Source organism: Lysinibacter cavernae (assembly GCF_011758565.1).
GTDB lineage: Bacteria > Actinomycetota > Actinomycetes > Actinomycetales > Microbacteriaceae > Lysinibacter > Lysinibacter cavernae.
Genome location: NZ_JAAMOX010000003.1, coordinates 333,814 through 355,496, shown reverse-complemented (window position 1 = coordinate 355,496; position 21,683 = coordinate 333,814). Strand labels below are relative to the sequence as shown.

The 21,683-nt window shown below is 62.1% G+C and carries 11 protein-coding genes, 1 tRNA gene and 1 other RNA gene; 10 read left to right on the top strand and 3 right to left on the bottom strand.

Annotation, left to right across the window (positions count from 1 at the left end; all coding sequences use genetic code 11):
* Positions 1-219: 219 nt before the first annotated feature.
* Both FHX76_RS15515 and FHX76_RS15510 read right to left on the bottom strand, forming a co-directional pair.
* The gene (locus tag FHX76_RS15515) at positions 220-2,172 is read right to left on the bottom strand and encodes a helicase HerA-like domain-containing protein (RefSeq protein ID WP_167152267.1); all 1,953 of its coding nucleotides are present in this window, start codon (positions 2,170-2,172) and stop codon (positions 220-222) included.
* Between the two features lie 110 nt (positions 2,173-2,282).
* Positions 2,283-2,370: transfer RNA gene (locus FHX76_RS15510), tRNA-Ser, on the bottom strand.
* 466 nt (positions 2,371-2,836) lie between these two features.
* On the opposite strand from FHX76_RS15510, the gene ffs reads away from it, so the two are divergent.
* From ffs to FHX76_RS15495, 3 genes are all read left to right on the top strand, one after another.
* Positions 2,837-2,933, top strand: an RNA gene (ffs, locus tag FHX76_RS15505) — signal recognition particle sRNA small type.
* Positions 2,934-3,066: 133 nt separating this feature from the next.
* On the top strand, positions 3,067-5,286 hold the full coding sequence (pta, locus tag FHX76_RS15500; RefSeq protein WP_167152265.1) for a phosphate acetyltransferase: 2,220 nt from the start codon (positions 3,067-3,069) through the stop codon (positions 5,284-5,286).
* On the top strand, positions 5,283-6,479 hold the full coding sequence (locus FHX76_RS15495; RefSeq protein WP_167152263.1) for an acetate/propionate family kinase: 1,197 nt from the start codon (positions 5,283-5,285) through the stop codon (positions 6,477-6,479). Before pta ends, FHX76_RS15495 begins: the two co-directional genes overlap by 4 nt.
* Before the next feature lie 98 nt (positions 6,480-6,577).
* Here the strand turns inward: FHX76_RS15495 and FHX76_RS15490 are convergent, their stop codons facing one another.
* Entirely contained in the window at positions 6,578-10,147 is a 3,570-nt protein-coding gene (locus FHX76_RS15490; protein ID WP_167152261.1) for a fibronectin type III domain-containing protein, read from the bottom strand.
* 253 nt (positions 10,148-10,400) lie between these two features.
* Between FHX76_RS15490 and FHX76_RS15485 the strand changes: the two genes are divergently transcribed.
* The 7 genes from FHX76_RS15485 (at position 10,401) to recR (ending at position 21,671) form a co-directional block, all read left to right on the top strand.
* Positions 10,401-11,537, top strand: a complete 1,137-nt coding sequence (locus tag FHX76_RS15485; RefSeq protein WP_167152259.1) for a heme/hemin ABC transporter substrate-binding protein — start codon at positions 10,401-10,403, stop codon at positions 11,535-11,537.
* 82 nt (positions 11,538-11,619) lie between these two features.
* Entirely contained in the window at positions 11,620-12,648 is a 1,029-nt protein-coding gene (locus FHX76_RS15480) for a FecCD family ABC transporter permease (RefSeq protein WP_208402790.1), read from the top strand.
* Between the two features lie 5 nt (positions 12,649-12,653).
* Entirely contained in the window at positions 12,654-13,523 is an 870-nt protein-coding gene (locus tag FHX76_RS15475) for a heme ABC transporter ATP-binding protein (RefSeq protein ID WP_386762209.1), read from the top strand.
* A gap of 847 nt (positions 13,524-14,370) precedes the next feature.
* Positions 14,371-17,454: an immunoglobulin domain-containing protein gene (locus FHX76_RS15470; RefSeq protein WP_167152253.1), complete on the top strand. Its 3,084-nt coding sequence runs from the start codon at positions 14,371-14,373 to the stop codon at positions 17,452-17,454.
* Between the two features lie 8 nt (positions 17,455-17,462).
* Complete coding sequence (locus FHX76_RS15465) at positions 17,463-18,275, top strand: lytic murein transglycosylase (RefSeq protein ID WP_167152320.1); 813 nt, start codon at positions 17,463-17,465, stop codon at positions 18,273-18,275.
* Positions 18,276-18,426: 151 nt separating this feature from the next.
* Entirely contained in the window at positions 18,427-21,069 is a 2,643-nt protein-coding gene (locus tag FHX76_RS15460) for a DNA polymerase III subunit gamma and tau (RefSeq protein WP_167152251.1), read from the top strand.
* Between the two features lie 8 nt (positions 21,070-21,077).
* On the top strand, positions 21,078-21,671 hold the full coding sequence (gene recR, locus FHX76_RS15455) for a recombination mediator RecR (RefSeq protein ID WP_167152249.1): 594 nt from the start codon (positions 21,078-21,080) through the stop codon (positions 21,669-21,671).
* Positions 21,672-21,683 lie beyond the last annotated feature (12 nt).

Below are 21,683 nucleotides of genomic sequence, written 5' to 3'. Positions count from 1 at the left end.
TTCCGGACGACCTTTATTACTATGGCCTATCCACTTTGCGTTGGCAAGGTGAGAGATGATCTCGCCAAAAACTTTCAGGATTGGGATCAAACCGTTTGTGTGAGTCCTATACAAACCCGAATGCGGCGCGTTCCCAGTGCACGATAGGGAACGGGCCTCGCCCCAAAGGGGTGATTTTGTGCGCAAAGTACCGACCGAATCATAAGAAACTTTCAGGGTTTAGTTTTTGCGAAAGATGCCCCTGAGGAGGGCGTTGACCGTCGTCCTGGCAGCAGAAGTGATGACCGACGAGACCTGCCCAGCGGTTCGTTTTGCCTTTGCGTCGCGTTCGCGTTGCTGTCGTTCCTCTAAGCGAATCCGTTCCTTCTCGAGTCGGACTGCTTCTTTAGCCTGTTCGGCGGCGACCTTCTCCGCCTGTTTTGCTTGTTCGGCGGCCACCTCTGCAGCGGCAACTTCCTGGGCGGCGGCCTTGGACCGTTCCTCAAGAACCTCCTTTGCCGACTCAGCATCAACCGGTGTGCCATACGTCACCATAAGCGGCGAGGCTGTCGCGGCCGCACGCATGGCGGCTTCTGGGGTCGGTTCCATCGATCCCTGCGGCGCGCGCATCCGCGTCCAAGCAACGGGCGTCGGGGAACCCTTTTCATTCATTACCGTCACGATCGCCTCGCCTGTCGCAAGGCTCTGCAGGACTTCACCAAGCGCGTAGCCAGACGTTGGATACGTGGAAACGGTTGCCTTGAGCGCTTTTGCGTCATCCGGGGTGTGCGCGCGCAACGCGTGTTGGATGCGCGAGCCGAGCTGGGCAAGGACCTCGGAGGGAACATCCTTCGGCGTCTGCGTCACAAAGAAAATGCCAACGCCTTTTGATCGGATGAGCCGAACGGTCTGCGTGATCTTTTCTCTGAACGCCTTCGAAGCATCCGCGAAGAGCAGGTGCGCCTCGTCAAAGAAAAAGACCAGCTTTGGTTTGTCTTGATCGCCAACCTCTGGGAGGTTGGCGAAAAGCTCGCCGAGGACGTACATCAGGAACGTCGAAAAGAGCGCCGGCTTGTCTTGGACGCCAGGAACCTCAAGCAGGCTGATAACCCCGCTCCCGTCAGGCGCCGTTGTGATGAAATCAAGCGGATTGATCGCGGGCTCACCAAAGAACACGTCGGCACCCAGGTCGGCAAAGCCGATGACCGACCGTTGGATAACGCCAACGGTTTGAGAGGAAAGCCCCCCAATGAGCTTGATTTCCGCTTTCCCCTCGTCGCTCGTGAGATGGGCGAGCACCGACTGCAGATCGGCGAGATCGATGAGCGCAAGGCCTTGCTCATCCGCATAGTGGAAGATGAGCCCGAGGCTCGACTCCTGAGTGGCGTTGAGTCCAAGAACTTTTGCCAGCAGCACCGGCCCAAAGCTGCTGACGGACGCCCTGATCGGGACACCGATGCCCATACCGCCAAGAGTGAAGTATTCGGTGGTTGACGCTCTCGGCTGCCAGTCTTGACCTATACCTCGCGTTCGGGCAAGGAGCTTCTCGTTCTCGACACCTGGTGTCGCGACGCCCGAGAGGTCGCCCTTGATGTCTGCGGCGAAGACGGGAACTCCGAGAGCGGCGATTTGCTCAGCAAGCACCTGCAGCGTTTTAGTTTTTCCCGTACCGGTCGCGCCTGCCACGAGGCCGTGCCGATTGAGCATCCCGAGTGGAATGTTGATTTGCACGTCTGGCTGAGCCTCGCCGTTGACGAGGGCCCCGAGCGTGAGTGCCGTACCTTCTATTGTGTAGCCGCTCCGAATCGCGCTGACTTGCTCGGCGGTGAGCGGACCTTCTGCAGCGGGGGAAACCGGTGTCTCAGCTGGCGGTTGCTCAACCGTTGGTTCTGGTTCGGCCGGTTGCTCTGATTGTGCCGCTGGGTCGGGTGCCGCCGTGGACGGGGCAGACTGCCCCGTGGCCGCTGAACTCGCTGCCTCTGCCGCTGCGGCCGCATCCGCCGCGGCTTTTTCGGCTTTTGCGATGGCTGCGGCGAGCTCAGCTTGTGCTTGCGCTGCTGCTTCTGCTGCCGCGGTGGCCGCAGCCTGCGCGTTCGTGCTCGGATCGTTAGATGCTGTCGTCGGCAGATCAGTGGATGCGTCTTGGGGGGAGGGGTCTGGTGTGCTGCCGGGAGTTGTTGTGTTCTCGCCCATGGTCCTGAGCATAGTGAGAGGGAGGTAGGCAACGGAAGGGGTTGCGAACCCCTTGTCGGTCCGGTGGATCGGCAAGCAGAGTGCTTTTGTGGGGTGTGTCGTGTCGTTCGTGGCGGAGAATAGGGGATTCGAACCCCTGAGGGCTTGCACCCAACACGCTTTCCAAGCGTGCGCCATAGGCCACTAGGCGAATTCTCCAGGAGTTGTTTCGTGCAATGCACGGAAGCAACCTTATGAATCCTACCTGGAAAATGCTGTGGCTCCCAACCCGCGACGCGCTGAGGCATCTCCGGTGCGGTCTTTACGCCGCATTCATGCCGCATCCTTGCAGCCCGTTGACGGCTGTTGACGGCTGTTGTTGGACACAGATTGGTCGCAAATTCACCAAAACGCTGCAGGTTTTGGTGGATTTGCGACCAATCTGCGACTAACTGGGGTCGTTCTGGGGTCGTTCTGCGATCAACTGCGGCCGTTCTGGGACCAAGCCGCGGTGAGTTGGGGGTGAGATTAGGGTGCGTTGGCGGTGCGTTGGAGGGCGAGCTCGGGCGCGCGATCAGGGGCGCACACGGACGAGGTCTTGCTTGCGAAGGCGCCGTGGATGAAGCAGGATTGCCGCGTCCGTGAATCTCGATGTGTGTCAGCAGCGAGAAACCGTTAGACTGGTTAAGGCTCCTCACGTGGCGCCATCCAGGCCAACTCCCCCAGGACGGAAACGTAGCAAGGGTAACCGGGCTCTGGCGGGTGCGTGAGGGGTCTTTTTCATTTGCTGTGGCAAGGGTCACGGCCGCCAGGCCTATCGCCGGCGCAGCGCAACAGAGCCCGTGCCGACGGGCAGTTTTGCGGCTACCGGCAAGTGTTACCAATTATGCGTACACAAACAAATAGGCTGGCATTGTGGCACGAAGCATTTACATCACATCCGCCGAAGGGCACACCGGTAAGTCGACCATCGCGTTGGGGGTGCTCAATACGCTCGTGCGGTCAACGCCGCGGGTCGCCGTCTTCCGGCCGATCGCTCGGTCAACCGATGAACGCGACTACGTCCTCGATATGCTCAGCAGTCACGCGACTGCCGGCATCGCCTACGACGACTGCGTTGGCACCACCTACGAGCAGGTGCACTCGGATCCCGATGAGGCGCTCACCCGAATTGTCGAACGCTATAAAGCGGTAGAAGCGCGAAGCGACGCGGTTGTCATTATCGGCTCTGATTACACGGATGTTGGCAGCCCGACCGAGCTTTCCTATAACGCTCGTATTGCCGCGAATCTTCGTTCGCCGGTTCTTCTGGTTCTTGGTGGGCGAAAAGGCCAGGGCAATAACGAGATGCTTGGGCAGTCCGAGCCCCGCACGTCGCTCGATATGAGCCTCGTTGCCGAAGTGGCGGCGAGTGAGCTTCGACACGAGCACGCAACCCTGCTCGCCGTCGTTGTGAACCGGGCAGATCCCAATAACCTTGAGCCGATTCAGCTTGCCGTTGAGCAGGCGCTTGAGACGGAGATCGGTGCTGACGCGCATCCGGTTCCCGTCTGGACCATCCCTGAGGACCGCTATCTGGTCGCGCCGAGCGTTGGCAGCGTGATGGAAGCGGTCAAGGGCCGCCTCCTTCGCGGAGACCCCGACATGCTCAGCCGCGAGGCGCTCAGCATCGTGGTTGCCGGCATGTCCATGGAGAACGTGCTGCCCCGACTGCTCGAAGGTTCGGTCATCGTTATTCCTGGGGACCGTTCCGAGGTGCTGTTGGCCGTGATCATGGCGAACTCATCTGCGACGTTCCCGACGGTTTCCGGCATCATCCTGAACGGCGGGTTTGCGCTGCCTGAGAGCGTGGTGAGCCTCTTGAACGGCCTCACCTCGTCGCTGCCGGTCATTGAAACCGATCTTGGTACCTACGACACCGCCCTCAGCATCACCAACGCGCGCGGTCGCCTTGCGGCAGACTCGCCTCGTAAATTTGATAACGCGCTCGCGCTCTTTGAACAGCATGTTGACGCCGAGCAACTCGTGGCGGCGATGCAGGTGCACGCGCCAGAAGTGCTCACCCCGATCATGTTTGCCTACGGCATCTTTGACCGCGCCCGCCGGGCCAACAAGCATATTGTGCTTCCGGAAGGGTCGGATGACCGGATTCTCCGTGCCGCGAGCACGCTGCTCAAGCGCGGGGTGGTTCGCCTCACGATTCTCGGGGACGAAGACGAAATTCGTCGCCGCGCGTCTGCGCTCGGGCTCGACATCGAGAGCGCGGACGTCATCAACCCTGAAACCTCGGAGCTGCTCGAAACGTTTGCCCAGGAATACGCCAAGCTGCGCGCCCACAAGGGTATGACGCCCGAGCTCGCACACGACGTGCTGCTTGACGTCTCATACTTTGGCACGATGATGGTGCACCTCGGCCTCGCAGACGGCATGGTTTCTGGTGCTGCGCACACAACGGCCCACACCATCCGGCCCAGCTTTGAGATCATCAAAACCGAGCCCGGCGTATCGATCGTTTCGAGCGTCTTCCTCATGGCGCTCGCCGACCGGGTGCTCGTCTACGGCGACTGCGCCGTCAACCCTGATCCAACCGCTGACCAGCTGGCAGATATCGCAATTTCGTCGGCCGCGACGGCCCAGCAGTTTGGTATCGAGCCCCGGGTCGCCATGCTGTCGTATTCGACGGGCGAGTCTGGCTCTGGCGCAGACGTTGAGAAGGTGCGAGAAGCCACCAGAATCGTTCGGGAACGACGCCCAGACCTGCTTGTCGAAGGCCCAATCCAGTACGACGCGGCTGCGGATGCTGCGGTTGGCGCATCCAAAATGCCTGGCTCGCAGGTGGCAGGGCGAGCGACCGTCTTCATCTTCCCCGACCTCAACACCGGGAACAATACGTATAAGGCTGTCCAGCGTTCAGCCGGTGCCGTCGCGGTTGGCCCCGTATTGCAGGGCCTTCGCAAGCCGGTCAACGACCTCTCGCGCGGTGCGCTCGTTGAAGACATCTTGAACACGGTCGCGATCACGGCCATTCAAGCGGCAACGGAAGAGGAAGCGCCGCTCACCGGCGTCATGCAAACCGTCGCGGCCCACCAGGCAGCGGCGCATCAATCAGCAACATCGAACGGCGGCACAGCATGAGCTACGTCTTGGTAGTGAACAGCGGATCCTCTTCCTTTAAATACCAACTCATCAATATGGCAACGGAAGCGCGCGTCGCCTCCGGCCTGGTCGAGCGTATTGGCGAGCCGATGGGCCTTGCCGTGCACAGCAATGTTGACGGCACAAGCGATATCGAGCGCCCGATCGCTGACCACACCGAGGGCTTCGCTGCCATGATGGAGGCCTTCGCAAAATCAGGTCACGACCTGGGCGAGACGCCGCCCTCGGCTGTTGGGCACCGCGTGGTACACGGAGGGAAGCGCTTCTTCGCGCCGACGATTGTTGACGACGACGTTGCCTGGAACATCAACGATCTTTCGGAACTCGCCCCGCTGCATAATCCCGCAAACTATCAGGGCATCGTCGCTGCGCGAATCGCATTCCCCGACGTGCCCCACGTTGTGGTGTTTGACACGGCGTTCCATCAGACGATGCCGGCCGAGGCCTATACCTACGCAATTGATCGGGAACTGGCGGAGCGGTATCGCGTTCGCAAATACGGTTTCCATGGCACCTCGCATAAATTTGTCTCGGAAGCTGCTGCGGCGTTTGTCGAACGCCCACTGAGCGAGCTGAAACAAATCGTGCTGCACCTCGGTAACGGGGCGTCCATGTGCGCGATCGACGGGGGAGTGTCGCAGGACACCTCGATGGGGATGACGCCGCTCCAGGGCCTCGTCATGGGCACGCGCTCGGGTGACGTTGATCCTTCCGCGCTGTTCCACCTCTCGCGCAAGGCCGGATTTGAGGCTGACGATCTTGACGAACTGCTCAACCGTCGCAGCGGGCTCCTTGGCCTCGCTGGTACCGGCGACATGCGGGATGTCTCTCGCCTCGCGGAGGAGGGCGACGCTCATGCCCAGCTGGCGCTCGACGTCTACCATCGCCGGATTCGCCACTACCTTGGGGCCTACCTCGTGCACCTTGGTGGGGCCGACGTGCTCGCCTTCACAGCTGGCATCGGCGAGAATTCGCCAGAGACCCGTGCAGAGGTGCTGAGGGGGCTCGAATGGCTTGGCATTCGGATTGACCCAGAACGTAACGCGCTCCCAAACCGTGGACCTCGCCGCATCTCGTCCGACGACTCGGCGATTGACGTGCTGGTCATCCCAACCGACGAAGAGCTTGAGATCGCAAGGCAGACCATCGAAACCATTGAGGGCGCCGAGTAGCTGCGTTGTAGCCCTGACAAAAAGTCCGCCGGATGCCTAGTTTGAGGAGGCATCCGGCGGACGTTTTTGTCAGGTCGCGGGGGGAAGAAGTGGCGGGGCTAGAGCGCCGTTCCGTCAGCCGCTTCTCGACGCGTGCGGGCCCTGACCAGGGCGCCCGCGCCGGCAACGAGCAAGAGCAGTGCGGCGAGTGTTGCCAGGCTGGTCTCTGCTCCAGTGACCGCGAGGCCAGCGCCGGAGGTTGTGGTGGTTCCCGTTCCGACGCCGGCGTTGCCGGTGCCGCCCGTTCCGGGAGCGGTTCCGCCGTTGTCAGCAACGGCAACAACGAAGGTGGTGTAACCGAGAACCGAGCCGTCGGCCCCGTAGACGGCAACATGGTGGGTTCCTGCTGGAAGCTTGGGCAGCGCCACCGTGGCGATTCCATTCCCGTCGGTGAGTGCCCAGCCAACAAAGGTGGCTTCCGAGTGGACGGAGACGCCAACCCAGGAGTTGGCGTTCTCGACCCCGGCATCCACCGAGGCGCTCGAACGGTCGGCCGAAACCGTGATCTCAATGCCTTCGCTCTGCTTCGTGAAATCATCTTCAGCAAGCAACGCCGGGGCTGAGGTGGGGGCCACTCCTGGCAGGTAGACCTCGTTGGAGGCGGCTGACACGGGAGAGCTGCCGACTGCGTTTGTCGCGCTGACCGTTGCCGAATACGTGCCGGCAGCGAGCTTCTCGAACGTTACCAAAACCGTGCTGGCGTTGACCGTTTTGGTGGTCACGTTGTTGTCAGAGTCGGTGAGTTCAATAACGTAACCGGTGACCGGGGAGCCGCCTGTTGTTGACGGTGCCTTCCAACCTACCGAAACCGCGTTTTGGTCGGTCCCCGTTGCGATGGGAGCCGCCGGTGCTGCCGGAGCTACCGCTGGAACAACGACCGCGTTGGTCGCTGACGATGGGGTTGATGAACCAACCGCGTTGGCTGACTCGACCGTTGCGGTATACGACGCACCGGGGGTCAGCGAGCTGAACGTGGCGCTGAGGGTTCCGGCTGCGACGGTTGCCGTGTCAACGACGTTGCCGCCGGTGCTGAGTCGTACCGTGTAGCCGGTGATGGCTGAGCCGCCGTCGGTCGCTGGCGTTGCCCAGGTGACGGTGACGCCGTTGGTGCCGGTAAGGGCAGCCGTCGCGGTGACCGCTGCGGGTACGTTCAACGTCTGGGCCGGAGTTGCGGCCGAAACCTCACTCGTCCCTGCGGCGTTGGTTGCCGTGATGGTGACGGTGTAGCTCGTGCCACGTGTGAGGCCGCCAACAATCGTGCTCGTTGCCGATGCAGCGGTGTTGACGCTCGCGGCCACAGTTGAACCGTTTGAGACGGTGACGGTGTAACCGGTGATTGCCGATCCTCCGTTGTTTGCGGGGGCAACCCATGCCACGTTGAGGCTTGTGCCGGACGCCGCGGTCACCGTTGGTGCCGCGAGGGTCGCGGGTGCCGTTGCAAGGGTGCTTGCCGACGCCGCTGCGGATGCCGCCGAGGTTCCCGCCGCGTTTGTTGCGGTCACTGTCACGGAGTATTCGGTGGCAACGCTGAGGCCGTCGACCGTTACGGTGGTGTTGGCCGCTTCCACTGGTACTGACGTGACGGTGCTGCCGCCCTGCGCGACGGTGACGGTGTAACCGGTGATCGCTGCGCCGTTGTTCGCAGGTGCCGCCCAGGCTACGTTCAAGCTGGTTGGTCCCGCGGCGGTGACGGTCGGCTTTGCTGGTGCGGCCGGTGCCGTTGCCGGCACGGTGACCGAGTTGGAGGCCGCTGAGGCCGGCGAGTTGCCTGCCGCGTTGGTCGCTACAACGGTTGCCGTGTAGGTCTGACCGAGGGAGAGGTCGTCGAACGTCGCCGTGTTCGTCCCTGCCGCAACCAATTTGGTCAAGACGGACTGGTCGGCGGCGGTGAGCGTCACCGTGTAACCGGTGATTGCCGACCCGCCGTTCTCGGCTGGTGCGGTCCAATCGACCTTCACCCCTGTCGGTCCAGCTGCGGATGCCGTCGGTGCGGCAGGTGCAGCAGGGGCCTGAGCTGGCACTGCCACCTGGAGCGGGGTGAACGTGTCAAGGCGACGATCCGTGTAGGCGAGACCGTGGGCCGCAAACGTGCCGTATCCGTAGGTCTTGTCCGCGTTGATGCTGTTCGCGGCAATCGTGAGTGTTTTGGAGAACGCACCGTTCTTGATCTCACTGCTATTTACCCAGGTCTGGGTGCCAATCCACTTATCGTTTGGGGCCATCGGAACGGTGCCTGGCTGCCAGTTGTCGCTCGCGGTCAGTACGACATACGTGCCGTTGGCGGCGGCCGGGCCGGTGAATCCGGTTCCGGAGAGAGTGACGGTCTGGTCAACGGCGGGGTTGAGGTTAGTGTTTGGGGTGACCGTGACCGCTGGTGACGGGCTCGGGTTTGGGACAACGGATGCCGAGGCAGCCGATGCGGCAGACGAACCAATTGCATTGGTCGCCGTCACCGTCACGGTGTAGCTCTGGTCGGCAAGGAGCACCGGAAAATCGTAGCTGAGCGTTCCCGCAGCAACCGTTGCGACCTTGGCTGCGCCGACGGCGGGGGTTGCCGTCACGGTGTAACCGGTGATGGCGCTTCCACCGTCAGCGGGTGCTACCCACGTGGTCGTGATGCCTCCGTTGCTCTTTGCAACCGCTGTCGGCTTGGCCGGTGCGGCAGGTGCCGTTGCGGCCGCATCCTGCGTGTAGCTCACAGTCAGCGGAAGCGTGGCCTTACGCGGCTGGATGCTGTTGGCCCCGCCATCGGTGGTGTACCAGTACGACGACTGTCCCGTGAGGTTTTGATATTCGTTGAAATCGTTGGGGAACGATCCCCACCACGACTCGTTGTCTGCCGACCTGGTTGCCTGCGGGTTGCGGCCAGCGGTGTCGGCCTCTACCCCGAGGAAGTCAGGGGTGATGGTGAATCCGTCAGGTGTCACCTGGACGTTGGTGAGGCTTGCAAGCGTGACTTCGCGGTTTGGCAGCGTGGTCCAGACCTCTGGGTCGTCCATGTCTGCGCCGTATCCGGAAAGCGTCGCCGTGACGGTTCCCGTTCCGTCTGCCTCGACAACCAGTTTGGGGTTGTTGGCGGTCCAGTAGGTCATTCCGCCGTAGTAGACAACCGAGAACGATCCGTCCCAGTTGATCGTTGCGGTATTTGCTGCCGGGTCAACCGTTCCCGTTCCGTTGTCGATGTTGACGACGGATTTTGTGTAACTGTTGGCGGCGTTGGTAACTTTGCCGTTGACGGTGACGCCGTCAGGGCCTTGGCACTTTGTGGCGAAGGTCGGCTGGGCAAATTCCCCAGCGGTGTTCGGCTTTTCGACCGTGACGTTGCCAACTTCGGTCTTGTAGAACGCGTCGAGTCCGTTGCTTGCGCCCCAGACTTTTGAGCCTCCCGCGTCGCCGGCGACGCCGGCCATGAGGAAGTTGCAGCCGCCGAAGTAGGAGCCACCGTTGGTTTCGTTGTTCAGCCCCCAGCGGAAGACCGCGTCAGAAACGGTCGTTTCCGCTGCGTTGGCTGCGACGGGCATCGCCACGAGGCCGGTTATTGCGACGGCGAATGAGAGGGCCAACGCTCCCGCGCGGCGGCTTCTTCGTGCTTTGGGGGTACGCGCTGTTGGCGCATCAAAGGTGTTCACTATGACTCCAGGATGAGTGGGATGGTGCGCCGCCCGAAACGAGATTCCGAGAGACGTTGGTGGGGGAGGGCAGCCAAATACGGCCATAATCATGGGTTAGCTTAGCCTAAGTTTAATTAGGAGAGGCAAGCCTAATTAAAAGATTGACTTCTGAGGTTAGGCTCAGCTAACGTGTCTAGAGGTTGTGCCCCGAATACGCGCGGCAATCCCGGCCAGGAGCCGGTTCTCACTCGAAACAGAACAGATTGTTTTCATGATTATTTGTCATGCCCGCACGACGCCAAAACGTCGGGTTCGGACCGCGATCGCCGCTCTTGCGCTCGCCGCACTCGCTCTGACCGGATGTAGTAGCACTGAGGCCTCAAGCGGCTCCGCAAGCGGATGCGCAGGGGCCGACACCCCGCTGACCGAACTCAAGACCATCAGCAACCCCCGCGAGTGGGTTGGTGAGTCGAGCGGCTGCCTTGGCAACACGAGTATCACGCCCGTTGCCGACACGGTCACGTCTCAGCTGCCCGTTACCGTAACCGATAATCAGGGCACCGAGGTGACGATCACCGATACGAGCCGCATCCTTGCCCTCGATATTTACGGCTCGCTTGCGGCGACCGTCTTTGGGCTTGGCCTCGGTGACAACGTCGTTGGGCGCGATACGTCAACCGGATTTGACGAGGCAAAAAATCTTCCGCTCGTGACCCAAAACGGCCACGAGCTCAACGGGGAAGCCATTCTCTCGCTCGAACCAAGCGTCATCATCACCGATTCATCGATCGGCCCGTGGGACGTCATCCTGCAGATGCGCGACTCAGGTATCCCCGTTGTTGTCGTGACGCCAGAGCGAAACCTTGAGAACACCGGCGAGATCATCGACGTCGTCGCCAGCGCGCTCGGCGTTCCAGAGCAGGGCGAAGCGCTGAAGCTCAGGGTGCAGACCGACCTCGACGCGGTCGTTTCCGACGTTGCCTCCATCACGCCAACAAACGTTGCCGACCGCCCCCGCATTATCTTCCTGTACGCACGGGGCAATGCCGGCATCTACTACATCTTCGGAACGGGCTCCGGAACGGATTCGCTCATCACAAGCCTCGGCGGGGTGGATGTCGCGACCGAAATTGGGTGGCAAGGCATGCGCCCGATGACGGCCGAAGCCCTTGTTGATGCGCAACCAGACCTCATCCTCATGATGACAAAGGGCCTCGAATCGGTAGGAGGAGTGGATGGGCTGCTTGAGCGCATTCCAGCAGTCGCGGAAACCCCCGCCGGCCAACATCGACGCATCGTCGACATGAGCGACTACGAAATCTTGAGCTTTGGCCCGCGGAGCCCAGCCGTGGTCGACGCACTTGCCCGCGCCATCTATGCCCCGGAGGAGAGTGGCCCGATTGAGTAAAACGGTTGAGCTGAAACCGGTTCGCATCCCGAGTTCTGATCCAGAGATCGTGATTGACCTTGATGAGCCGCGCAAGCTGGCCATGCGAAGGACCATCCTGTTTGCAGGCCTTGGTATCGCGTTGGTCATCATGGCCCTCGTTTCGGCGGGGACGGGTCAACTCTATGTATCGCCGAGCGAAGTCTTTGGGTCGATTATGCACGCAATTGGCCTGGATATTGGGCCGATGCCAAGCCACGCAAACGGCAATAACGCGCTTTGGAACATCCGCTTTCCGCGCGTTGCCATGGCCATCGTGATTGGCGCCGCCCTCGCAACTGCTGGCATGCTCATGCAGGCCATTTTTGGCAATCCGCTTGCGGAACCCGGCGTGGTTGGTGTCTCCTCAGGCGCCGCGCTCGGGGCATCAGCAACCATCGTCTTTGGCTGGTCCTTCTTCGGCGAGTGGACCATCGCGGTCACCGCGTTCCTCGCTGGCCTCGTTGCAACCATGCTCGTGTATCTCATGAGCCGTGCCGGCGGTAAAACTGAGATTGTGACCCTTGTGCTCACCGGTATCGCGATTAACGCCTTCACAGGGGCCGGGCTCGCGTTCCTCACGTTCCTTGGGGATCAGGCCGCTCGAGAGCAAATCGTGTTCTGGCAGCTTGGGAGCCTCAACGGCTCGCGCTGGCAACAGTTTGGCATCATCTTTCCCCTGATCGCCTTCGGGATTATCGCCTCATTCTTTGTTGCGCGCAGACTCGACCTGCTGTCACTTGGGGAGAAGAGCGCTCGTCATCTCGGCGTGAACGTTGAGCTACTGCGCATCGTTGTCATCGTGATCACGGCGCTGCTCGTTGGAGCCGCCGTCGCGTTTGCCGGCATCATCGCGTTTGTTGGCCTCGTCATCCCGCACCTCATGCGTATGGTCATCGGCCCAGCCCATCTGCCGCTGCTCATTGCGAGCGTGCTTGGTGGGTCCCTCCTCTTGTTGAGTGCCGACCTCGTTGCCCGCACGGCTGTGCCGATGGCAGACCTCCCCATTGGGATGCTCACCTCACTCGTTGGCGGGCCGTTCTTCTTCTGGCTGCTTCGCCGGGCGCGGAAACGAGCTGGGGGATGGGCGTGAGCGCGATATTCGGTGGCCGGCCAAGGGCCCAGCTCCCCGAGCCGCTGACCGAGGGTGTTGCCGCAATCGAAGCGACCAACATCTCGGTGCGCATTGACGGGAAACAGATCTTGACCGACGCAAGCATTGGTGTTTCTGCCGGCGAGGTCCTTGCACTCATCGGCCCGAACGGTGCCGGGAAATCGACGTTGCTCTCGGCTATCACTGGCGACCAGGCTCGTTCCGGCGGTGAGGTGCGCATTGCTGGCAGACGTATCGAAGACTGGCGGCTCAGGGAGCTGTCCCAGCGGCGGGCTGTTCTATTGCAAGATAACGGCGTGTTCTTCCCGTTCACTGTTGAGCAGGTCGTTGAGATGGGACGCGCCCCGTGGCAGCGAACTGTTCGCGAGGACGAAGATGACGAAGCCGTTGCCGAGGCGCTTGCCCTAACCGACATCGAGCGCTTTCGCCAGCGGCGGGTGCCCTCCCTTTCTGGCGGCGAGCGGGCTCGGTCGTCGTTTGCGCGAATCCTCGCCCAGCGAACCGGCGTCCTGCTGCTTGACGAACCAACCGCAGCACTTGACCTTCGCCACCAAGAGGATGTGCTTCGCCTGGCTCGCGACCGGGCGCGGGCGGGGGATGCGGTCGTCGTTGTGCTGCACGACCTCAACCTTGCTGCGGCCTACGCCGACCGTATCGCGCTCCTGTCCCGGGGAGCGATTGTGGCACACGGAACCCCGTCAGAAGTACTCACCGCTGAACGTATCGGGGCAGTGTACGAACAGGCGGTCGAAATCATGACCCATCCCGTTTCTGGCGCAACGCTTATCATTCCCGTGCGTCACGACGCCCGGTTTGCTGCGGGAGCCGCAGCACGAAAGGAATCAGTCTTATGACGCTGCTCAACAGAGGTCCGTCGAGCCACGGCCCTATCCGCCGCGTGTTGGCGGGAGCCTGTGCTTCCCTGCTTCTTGCCGCCGCGGCAACCGTGCTCACCGCATCCATCGGGCCAGCATCTCCTGCCAGTGCCGCAGGCAACGTCTCGGTCACGGTCGAGGGTCGCGCAGACCTTGTTGGCGTCGCAGACCCCACCTACCTCACGACGCTTCGGCTTTCGGGAACCGGGTTTCAATCTGTGGTCAACGGATTTGGCGGTATCTACGTGCTGTTCGGCTGGGTTTCTGGTCCTGGCTGGGAACCAAGCCAGGGCGGAATCACCGGCTCCAACTATCGATACGTGCCAGATGATGAAGTTAATCCCGTTGGCTATGCAAACTTTGTGACGTTCCCAGGCAGTTCAACCGCCTACGCCGCAAACGGAGGCGAACTCGCAGCCGACGGTACCTGGTCAACAACGATGAGTGTTCCAGGCGCAGTGTTCACCTCGCTCGACCGTGAGGGGAATCCAGGTGAGGTGAATTGCCTTCAGGTGCAGTGTGGCATCATCACGGTTGGCGCGCACGGTGTCAAGAATGCGAATAATGAGACCTTCACTCCGGTGAGCTTCACTGACCTTTACGGCGACACCGGAGTGGCAGGAGCGAGCGGTGCCGTGTTGCCTGCCCCCGCCGAGCTCGTTGAGGTTCCGGTTCCGACGCCGTCAAGCACAACCATCACGGAAGAAAAGACGGAGGTTGTGCAAGCCAAAGCCGCCGAGTCTGGTGACGAGCAACTCATCGGGATTCTGCTGTGGGTCATCGTTGGGGTTGGAGTGCTCGTCGTTGGGGCAATCGCGTTCCTCGTGTGGGCCGTCCTGTCGAGCCGCAAGAAGGCCGCCGTGACGTTGGGGAGTCTGCAGCCGGGCAACGTGGATACCTCGCCACCTGTGCCGGCCTCGGAACCGGTCGACGCGGGTCCAACGCCATGAAGCTGACGCTTGTGGCAGCTGCCGCGGCCGCGCTCATCATTGCTCTCGCCCCCGTGACCGCTGCGTCGGCCGTTGACAAGGGAGGAAGCGACTCAAACGCGGTCGAGCAGCTCGACACGAGCCCAGAGCAGGCCGTTCCCTCAACCGGCGCAAATCAGTCAACGACCGACGTCGGCGAATCCAAACCGAAGCTGTCCGAACCGGCCGAACCGGCCGAACCACAGGCAACCGAACCTCCAGCGGATCGTGTGCCGGACGAACCCAGCGTCGCCGGCGCAGAAACCGCGGTGGCCGATTCAGTTGTAGCCGCACCGAGGCCCGTCGAGAATGCGGTATTTCGGTGGGGTATCAACAACGAGTCGAGTGGCGGTTCGTACTTCGGTGGATGCAACTTCCTGAGCGCTGGCATCGCAGGAGATGCTGGCGGGTCCCAAGTGTGGGGAGAGAAGAACGGCCTTTCACGTTTCTACTCGCCAGAGCAGGGCAACGTCTCTATTCTGAAGCCGGATGCCTCCGGTGCTCTGACCATCTCGCCAACGTGGGCCACAAAATGTCACACACCGGAGGGCGTATCGGTCAACGGTAAAACATCAAACGCCGCGGATTCGTACACCAGGTCTATCGTTCAGCTCACCAACGGAACGGGAACCGTCGATCCGGTTGCCGGTACCGCGAGCATCCAATGGAAGGGATCGTTCACGGTCGCCTACTACGGTGGCATGACGTACTGGAGCGTGACGGATCCCGTACTCACCGTCGCCGCCAACGGAATTGGCACCGTGACGGCAATATTCTCTGGGTACGGCGCCGACATGGACGATGCGAGCGTGTGGAACAGCATCCCGACCCGAACAGCGACCCTCGCAACGCTCAGCGGCGTAACCATAACCGAGAACGGGTTTACGGTTACCCCCGACTTTCTTGGCGTCGCTGCCGACACCGCCGGCCGCAACCCGCAAGCGGCCAAGACTTCCGCGAACGCGGCGTGGTGGGGGTCGTTCCCGAGAGAGTTCAACGACTACCAAATGCTGACAGGACAGTCGTCGTACTGGTACACCACAGATGGTGGTGCCAACAGCCTGCAGCCCCGAAAGGCGACCCTGCCGCTGAGCCTGACGTTTGAAGACATCGTGACGGAAGCGCCCTCCGTTGTCACTCAGCCGCGGTCGCAGACGGCCTCCGATTGGGCCACGGTCACGTTTGACACGCAGTTTTCCGGCGGGCCTGGCCTTGACTACGCGTGGCAACGAAGCAGCGACGGCAGCACCTGGACTCCAGTGCAGGGCGGGTCAACCGCAAGCCTGACGGTGACCGCACAGCTTGACAACACGGGCGACCGCTACCGCGTCATCGCGACAAACGAGCTTGGCAGCGCCACAAGCGAGGCAGCGGCACTCACCGTTGGGCCAAAGCGGCCAGGCAGTATTGTGCCGCGCGTCACGCCGGAAGCGATCGAAGGCTCGACCCTCACGACCAGGGCCGACATCGCAACGAAGGCCGCTGCCGGAACCGTTACGGATGCGACGGCCCGCGCAACAGGAGTTGCTGTTCCTCTTGATACAGCGGGGACGCTCAGCGTATCCGTCCCGTGGGCGAGTGCGGCTGCAGGCGAGGTCTGGGTGTATCCGGGACAGCGCTATCTTGGCTCGTTTACCGTGTCGAAGGGGAACGCAGTGTTCCAACACGATGCAGGGGACCTGCTCCCTGATACCGGCTATTCGCTGGTGTTCTTTAACCACACGGATCCGCTTGTGACCGTTTCGTTCACGACAGCGCCGGCATCCACGACGCCCGTTGACGTGGAACGGACGGTCTCAAACGCGGGTTTCCGCTGGGGGATCAACAACGAGGCAAACGGCGGGGCCTACTTCGGCGGCTGTAACTTTCTCTCTGCTGGTACCGCTGGGAACACCGGTGCGTCTCGGGTATGGTCACAGGCCGATGGCTTCTATTCGGCCTCGAGTAGCAACGGCAACGTGCGCCTCGAAAAGCCAACTGCCGCAGGCACCTGGGAAGCGCCAACATGGGGTACAAAATGCCTCGACCGGACTGGCGCTGCGGTCACAAGTAACTCGACCACGAGCACAACAAACACCGAACTGGTGTTTACCGCTGGTACCGGCGTCGTTGATCCGTCGACGAACTCCGCAAGCATCAGCTGGAAGGGATCCTTTACGGTCGCCTTCTACGGCGGGATGACGTACTGGACCGCCACCAATCCCGTGCTAACCGTCACGGACGGTGTTGGAACGCTGACCGCCATCGGCAGCGGGTACGCGGCAGATATGGACGACGCGAGTGTGTGGCGCGAGCTTTCGCCTCGCATGGTGACGCTTGGCACCCTTCGCGGTATTACGGTCACGCACGCCGGCTTTACGGTCAGCCCGGAGTACGTCGGAGTCAAGAACTCACTCGGCGGTGGTCGATACGATCAGGCACCCCGCACCGCTGAGAATTCGGCGTTTTGGGGGTCCTTCCCAAGCGACTTTGTTGCCTTCCAGATTGAGACGGGCCAGTCGGCATACTGGTATACCTCTGATGGGGCCCGCGACCGAGCGAAGATTCCGGTGCCTCTCACCGTGTGCTTCGACATGAGTAACTGTGCGGGAACCATACCGCCCGCCGTCGAGACGCTCAGTAGCGCGCTCACACAAACTGCCCTAACACCGCCAACGCCAACGCCAAAAACGAAGGCACCCATCGCCTCCGTTACTCAAGCTGCTGCCGGTGCGGCACAGGGGGTCACGACGATTCAGAGAACGGTGCTCACGACTCGGGTACTGCAAGCGGATCCGCCGTCCTCAGCAGAGCTGATTATGACCTTGTTTGCGCTCCTTGCTGGGCTTGGCGCGCTGACGGTTGTCACCGCGGCCGCGGGCGGATTAGTTGCGAGCGGTGTGATCTCGTTTGGCGGGCCAACGGCGACGGTAACGCACACGCTGATTCCTCCCTTGTCATGAGTCGCCGTATGCTCGGGCTGACCCGCGAGGGGAAGCCAACAGTTCGTGGCATTGCCGTCATCGGGGGAGCGTTTGCGGTTGCGTCGCTTATTGGGGTCGGATTGATGTTGGTTCCTCAGCCGGTGCCGGAGCCGGTCACGGGTGCCGTTGGCTCGAATGTGCCACAGCACTCCGCCGCCGAGACACACGGTAACCCGACGACCACTGCGACACCTCCCAAAATCTCTCGACCTGGTGATGCTCCTGTCCCGCTTTCTGAACTCGTGGATGCGGGTTGGGTGTCCGCCGTTTCCGCAGGAACCGGCATCCCAGAGCGTGCGCTGACGGCCTACGCGGGTGCGGCGCTTGTGACCGCTCAGCGGATGCCGTCGTGCGGTATCGGTTGGAACACCCTCGCAGGCCTTGGGCTCATCGAGAGCGGACACGGGACAATTGCCAAGGGGGCTATTTACCCCGACGGAGTTGCTCGGCCTGACATTATTGGCATCCCGCTCAACGGCGATGGCGTTCTCGCGATGAGGGATACCGACGGTGGGCGGATAGACGGTGATCCTGAATGGGACCGTGCGGTTGGGCCGATGCAGTTCATTCCCCAAACGTGGGCAGAATGGGGCGTCGACGGGAACGCGGACGGAGTCGCCGACCCGCATAATATTGACGACGCCGCGCTCGCGGCCGCCGCGTATCTCTGCGCCGTTGGGGGCGACCTTACCCAACAAGCAAACTGGGAATCCGCGATTGCCGGGTACAACCCCTCGCACGATTACGTTGTTGACGTTTCGCAGGCGGCCGCGCAGTATGCGTCGGCCGTCGGCGGCTAATAAACAGGGGCATGGCGAAGTGGGTGTATTGCCGGCACAACCGGCCCGGCTGCGAGCGTCGAAGCCGAGGATGTACCGCGTATGCGGGTGGTTCGTGGGTGCTCTCAGCGAACCCCCTGCCGGTGTCGGCGGGAGACGGTAGAATCGACGCGTGGCTACCGCACTGTATCGCCGTTATCGGCCAGAGAGTTTCTCCGAAATGATCGGGCAGTCTCAGGTGACCGCACCGCTCATGACGGCCCTTCGCACCAACCGCGTGAACCACGCCTATTTGTTTAGCGGCCCACGCGGCTGCGGCAAAACAACCTCGGCGCGCATCCTTGCCCGCTGTCTCAACTGTGCAGAAGGCCCAACCGACACCCCCTGCGGCACCTGCGATAGCTGTGTTGAGCTCAGCAGGCAAGGTGGCGGCTCGCTCGACGTCGTCGAGATTGATGCCGCGAGCCACGGTGGTGTTGAAGACGCGCGCGATATCCGTGAGCGAGCTGTGTTTGCGCCGGCCCGCGATCGCTACAAGATTTTCATCATTGATGAGGCCCATATGGTCACCTCTGGCGGGTTTAACGCGCTCCTCAAGATTGTTGAAGAGCCGCCGGAGCACGTGAAGTTTATCTTTGCGACAACCGAGCCTGAAAAGGTCATTGGCACCATCCGGTCGCGCACGCACCACTACCCCTTCCGGCTGATCCCGCCGGCAGATCTTCTCGACTACGTGCAGACGCTGTGCGACAGCGAGGGTGTCAAGACCGAGCCCGGCGTGCTTCCGCTTGCCGTTCGCGCCGGTGGAGGCTCGGCTCGAGACACGCTTTCGCTGCTTGACCAGCTCATCGGTGGATCAGAGGGCAACCTCGTTGAGTACGAGCGAGCCGTTGGCCTGCTTGGATTTACCCACACGGCCCTCCTCGACGAGGTTATTTCCGCGCTTGGCGGGCACGACGGCTCTGCGGCCTTTGCTGCCGTCGATCGAGTCGTGCAGACCGGTCAAGACCCACGGCGCTTTGTTGAAGACCTGCTTGAGCGCATCCGTGACCTCATCGTGGTTGCGGCCGCTGGGCCAGAGGGTGCGTCTGCGATTCTCCGAGGCATCCCAGAAGACGAACTGCAGCGAATGTTCGACCAGTCCGCGGTCTTTGGCCCTGCCGAGCTGTCGCGCACTGCTGATGTTGTGAACACAACACTCAACGACATGACCGGTGCAACGTCACCTCGTCTTCATCTTGAACTCATGGTTGCCCGGGCACTCGTGCCCAGCATCAACGACGCAGAGCGTGGTGCTCTCACGAGGCTCGAACGCCTTGAACGTCGCATTGGCGTCGCTGACGCTTCCGCTGGCGGCGCGATTTCCGTGCCTGCTCACGTTCCTGCTTCGCAGACGCCGACTACGCAGACGCCGACTACGCAGACGCCGACTACGCAGACGCCGACTACTCAGGCACCGGCTCAGGCTGCCCAGAACGCTCCCCGTGATCGTGCCGTTGCAGACACTCCCAGCCAGCCCGTTCGATCTGAGGCCAGCCTGCCTTCCGCCGCAACAGCAGAACCAGTCGTCGCGCCTGCTGCTCCGCAGACGGAACCAACGGCACCAATGGCACCAACGGCACCGAGCGCGCCTGCAGCGCACGACGCCCAACGAGCGGAAACCAAGCCTGCCGAGGTGCCAGCTGCTTCGCCTTCCGCAGAGCAGGGGCACCCCGTCCAACCGGTTGGCCCAGTCACGCTTGAGCAGATGAAAGACTCGTGGCAGCAAATCCTCGACGTCCTAATGAAAGCCGATCGTCGCGCATGGATGGCGGCCTACACTGCCACCGTTCGCGACCTCAACGAGGACATCCTGGTGTTGTCCTTCCCAAGCACAAACGACGTGACGAGCTTCCGCGGCACAACAACGGGCCCCGCGAGCGTGAGTGAGCAGCTTCGTGTTGCCATTCAAACCGTTCTTGGATTGCGCGTGCGGTTTGTGGCCAAGGTTGAGGGCGCCGAACAGTCCGCCCCAGCGCAGCAATCAACGCCAGCGGCTCAGCCAGCTCAGGACGACGCGCCAGAGGAGCCCGAGCCGGCCGGTTCTCCCGCCAGCCCGGCCGCCGCAGTTGCGTCGCCTGCCCCAGCGCAGGCTCCGGCGACAGATTCGGCTGGGGGATGGCCAACCGTTGCCATCCCTGGCGGGTCAGCACCAGCCGTGGCCGCTTCGTCGGCGAGTGTTCCTGAGGACCACGTAGCCCCTGCCGCAGTTTCTGCGCCAGAGGGCGTTGCGATTCCTGCATCCCTCGGCCGCAGCATCCCAGAGCCAGAGGGCGACGAACCCGCCGATGACGCGCAAACGCCTGAAGCGGTCCGCGCTGAAGCACCCGTTCACGACCAACAGGGCACAGCCGTCGAAACGGCCTCGATGGGCGCGCCAAGCAGCCGCTACGGCACCATCCCAGATGCCGACGTGCCGCCGCCAGACGATGAGTGGTCACCACCTCCGCCGGAAGAGTTCGCGGCTGCGGCTCCCGCGAGCTCTGCGGTGGACTGGTCGTCACCTGCGCCAGCACCGAATCCGGCCCAAGCGCTCGAGAACGCTGCCGAGGCAGCGCCAGCAGCCACGACTAGCCAATCGGCAACGTCGGCAGCGCCATCCGCGGCCGAGCCTGCCGCCGCGGCACCTGGGGCATCAGCTGCCTTCCAGGCGCGAGTAGCAGAGGCCGCAAAGCAGCCGGTGTTTGAGAGCAGCCGCTACGGTGAGTCAGTGGTTCGTGAGATTCTGGGAGCAGTGTTCTTAGAAGAAGAAAAGCAGCCAGAAGAAAACGCGTGAGGTAGACCATGTACGAGGGAATCATCCAGGACCTCATCGACGAGTTCGGTCGCCTACCCGGCATCGGTCCAAAATCTGCGCAACGCATCACCTTTCATATCGTGCAGTCGCAGAGTGCAGACGTGAGCCGCCTTGCCGAGCTGCTCTCACACGTTCGCGAGCGGGTGCGTTTTTGTGAGGTGTGTGGCAACGTTTCCGAGCAAGATCGATGCTCGATCTGCCGCGACGCGCGCAGAGACCAGACCCTCATCTGCGTGGTTGAAGAACCAAAAGACGTGGTTGCTGTTGAACGTACCCGCCAATTCCGCGGCTTGTACCACGTGCTCGGGGGCGCCATCAGCCCGATCGACGGAATCGGCCCCGACGACCTAAGCATTACGCAGCTCATGCGTCGCCTGTCCGACGTCGAGATTAAAGAGGTCATCATCGCGACCGATCCCAATCTTGAGGGCGAGGCAACAGCGATGTACCTGTCGCGGCTCCTGAAAACGGTCGATATTCCCGTCTCGCGCCTTGCCTCAGGGCTTCCAGTTGGTGGCGACCTCGAATTTGCCGACGAGGTTACGCTGGGCCGCGCGTTTGAAGGACGCCTGACGCTCTAGGCGAGCGAGTCG

What these genes read in the sequence shown, in the direction of transcription:
- recR (WP_167152249.1), top strand. Translation starts at nt 21,078, where the DNA reads ATGTACGAGGGAATCATCCAGGACCTCATCGACGAGTTCGGTCGCCTA.
- FHX76_RS15465 (WP_167152320.1), top strand. Translation starts at nt 17,463, where the DNA reads ATGCTCGGGCTGACCCGCGAGGGGAAGCCAACAGTTCGTGGCATTGCC.
- FHX76_RS15480 (WP_208402790.1), top strand. Translation starts at nt 11,620, where the DNA reads ATGCGAAGGACCATCCTGTTTGCAGGCCTTGGTATCGCGTTGGTCATC.
- FHX76_RS15495 (WP_167152263.1), top strand. Translation starts at nt 5,283, where the DNA reads ATGAGCTACGTCTTGGTAGTGAACAGCGGATCCTCTTCCTTTAAATAC.
- FHX76_RS15515 (WP_167152267.1), bottom strand. Translation starts at nt 2,172, where the DNA reads ATGGGCGAGAACACAACAACTCCCGGCAGCACACCAGACCCCTCCCCC.
- FHX76_RS15485 (WP_167152259.1), top strand. Translation starts at nt 10,401, where the DNA reads ATGATTATTTGTCATGCCCGCACGACGCCAAAACGTCGGGTTCGGACC.